The sequence below is a fragment of the Bacteroides muris (ex Fokt et al. 2023) genome, assembly GCF_024704895.1.
Taxonomy (GTDB): Bacteria; Bacteroidota; Bacteroidia; order Bacteroidales; family Bacteroidaceae; genus Bacteroides; species Bacteroides muris.
Window position 1 is genome coordinate 1 of the sequence record NZ_JAMZEE010000139.1, and the last position, 318, is coordinate 318.

The 318-nt window shown below is 41.5% G+C and carries 1 protein-coding gene; it reads right to left on the reverse strand.

What is annotated here, in order from left to right; translation table 11 throughout:
- Nucleotides 1-134 precede the first annotated feature (134 nt).
- The coding region (locus M1B78_RS18595; RefSeq protein WP_257941511.1) for a hypothetical protein at nt 135-318 on the reverse strand (184 nt) is incomplete at its 5' end.

A 318-nucleotide genomic window follows, 5' to 3' on the forward strand; every position in this document is an offset into this window, starting at 1 on the left:
ATAACTGTAAATTTCAAGTTTGCCACAAAGGTATATTTATATTAAATCAGCGTCAAGGCGGAAAATAGGACGTTTACGGGCAAGATGCCCTTTTCAGTAATCCAGGTACCGAAGTCAACTCAAAGCAATAACATTCAGAAACCAATTCCGTACTTCACCTTGTTCATCTTATTCTTTTCCATATCCTGTCCCATCCGGTTCTTCCATCCTTTCTTCTTGCTTTCCCTATCCTCCATCTTTACTATCTTATCAGGTTCATGGTTATCACACTGTCGTTTTCCAGAAAGAACACCCGCTGGTTGACGATGCGGTCGGGCA